The organism is Achromobacter sp. DMS1 (genome assembly GCF_001270295.1).
Genome location: NZ_LHSJ01000351.1, coordinates 1 through 2,307 on the forward strand (window position 1 = coordinate 1; position 2,307 = coordinate 2,307).

Annotated in this window: 1 protein-coding gene and 2 pseudogenes; 1 reads left to right on the plus strand and 2 read right to left on the minus strand. The window is 69.7% G+C overall.

The features are described 5' to 3' along the window. Positions 1-451 (minus strand): annotated as a pseudogene (locus AD428_RS24020) (ABC transporter ATP-binding protein); the annotation flags it as partial. Further along, positions 444-1,676, minus strand: coding sequence for a lipoprotein-releasing ABC transporter permease subunit (locus AD428_RS24025; RefSeq protein WP_235491110.1), 1,233 nt, complete (start codon positions 1,674-1,676; stop codon positions 444-446). The pseudogene AD428_RS24020 and the gene AD428_RS24025, both read right to left, overlap by 8 nt. A gap of 190 nt (positions 1,677-1,866) precedes the next feature. On the opposite strand from AD428_RS24025, the pseudogene AD428_RS24030 reads away from it, so the two are divergent. Continuing rightward, a pseudogene (locus AD428_RS24030) lies at positions 1,867-2,307 on the plus strand (hypothetical protein); the annotation flags it as partial.

Genomic DNA, 2,307 nt, shown 5'->3' on the forward strand with positions numbered 1-2,307 from the left:
CCCGAGAGCTGGCCCGGGAAATGGCCCTCGCGCGCCGCCAGGCCGACCATGCCCAGCACCTCGCGCGCGCCAGGCGGGCGCGGTCGCGGTTTTCGCGCCGCACGATCAGGGGCATGGCAACGTTGTCCAGCGCCGAGAATTCGGGCAGCAGGTGGTGGAACTGGTATACGAATCCGAGGCTGCGGTTGCGCAAGGCGCTTTTCTTCGCCTCGCCCAGCCCGGTGGCGAGCTGCCCGTCCACCCGGACCGAGCCGCTGTTGGGCACGTCGAGCAGGCCCAGGATGTGCAGCAGCGTGCTCTTGCCCGAGCCCGAGGCGCCCACGATGGCCACCATTTCGCCTCGCGCGACCGTCAGGCTCACGTCGTTCAGCACCTCGATGCGGGCGGGGCCCTCGTCGTAGAACCTGACCAGGTTTTCGGCCTGCAGGGCCGGCGTGGAGAAATCAGTCATGGCGCAGCACCTGTGCGGGTTGCAGGCGGGAAGCGCGCCAGCTCGGATACAGCGTGGCCAGCAGCGACAGCACCAGCGAAGTCACCGCGATGGTGGCGATGTCCGCCAGGCGCGGATCCGACGGCAGCTCGCTGATGAAGTAGATCTGCTGGGGCAGGAAATGCACGCCGAACAGCCGCTCGATGAACGGCACGATCACGCCCACGTTGTAGGCGATGAGCATGCCGCCCGCCACGCCCAGCAGGGTGCCGATCACGCCGATGAGCGCGCCCTGCACCAGGAAGATGCGCGCCACCTCGCGCGGCCCCGCGCCCAGCGTGCGCAGGATGGCGATATCGGACTGCTTGTCTTTCACGGCCATCACCAGCGAGGACAGCAGGTTGAAGGCCGCCACCGCCACGATGAGCGCCAGGATCAGGAACATCATGCGCTTTTCGGTCTGCACGGCGGCGAACCAGGTGCGGTTGTTGCGCGACCAGTCGCTGGCCATGACGTAGGGCGGCAGCACCTTCTGCAACTGGGCCGCCACCTCGGGCGCCTTCTGCATGTCGGCGATGCGCAACCGCACGCCCGCGGTGCCGCTGTCGCGGAACACGCGCGCCGCGTCCTCGTCGTCCACGAAAGCCAGCGAAGAGTCGTATTCGTAGTGGCCGGACGAGAAGATGCCCACCACCGTGAACTGCCGCATGCGCGGCGCGAAGCCGGCCGGGCTGATCGAGCCCTGCGGCGCCATCATCAGCAGCGTGTCGCCCGGCTTCACGCCCATGCCGTCGGCCAGCTCGCTGCCCAGCACCACGCCGAAGCCGCCGGGCTTCAGGTCGTCGAGCCGGCCCTGCACCATCTGCCGCGGCAGGTCGGAAACCTTGCCCTCGGTGGCCGGGTCGATGCCGCGCACCTGCACGCCGCGCAGCGCCTGGCCGCGCACCAGCATGCCCTGCGCCGCCACGAACGGCGCGCCCGCGCGGACCTGCTCGTTGCGCTCGGCCGCCTCCGCGAACTGCTGCCACTGGTCCAGCACGCGCTCGGGCGCGGCGCCGGGAATGTACAGCTCGATGTGGGGCAGCACCGACAGCATGCGGTCGCGCACCTCTTTCTGGAAGCCGTTCATGACCGACAGCACCACGATCAGGGCGGCGACGCCCAGCGCAATGCCCGCCATGGAACTGCCGGCGATGAAGGAAATGAAGCGATCGCGGCGGCCGCGTCGCTGGCGGATCCGGGCCAGCCCGGCATAGCGGGCGCCGATCCAGAGTTCGTAGGGTATTTTCAGCACGTGCGCATTATTGCATTAACCCGGGCAACCGCCCGCGCCGGGTGGTGCGGTTCCAAGACCGTTGGTGTCAAGCTATGGCAGGCTTCCCGGCGCTTAGTTCCCCGCTTAGTTCCTTGCGCGGGCAGGCACTACAATCCCGGCCATGCACATCGTCATGCCGGGCGCCCTGCCCCCTCTTGCCGTCGCAGCCGAGCTGGCCAGGCTGCTTCCGGAACACGCACCCACGCTGCACGGCTGGCTGCAATCCGCACCTGCCGAGCTGCGTGCCCACGACGTCCGCGCGCTCGGCTGCACCGCCTTCGAGTCGTGGCAACTGGGCCGCCTGGGCTACCGGCCCGAGGCCGGCCTGCTGCAGAGCGCCGGGCTGGGGCCCCTGCTGGCGGACGACACAGCCGGCCACGACCCCGTATGGCTGGCCGAGCTGGTGCATCTGGCCCTGGGCACCGACCAGGCCGCCCTGCTCGATCCTGCCCTGATGGACCTGCGCCCCGAAGAAAGCGAGGCCCTGCTCGCCACGGCGCAGACGCTCTTCCAGGGCACCGGCTTCACCGCCCAGGCGCTCACGCCCGCGCGCTGGCGGCTG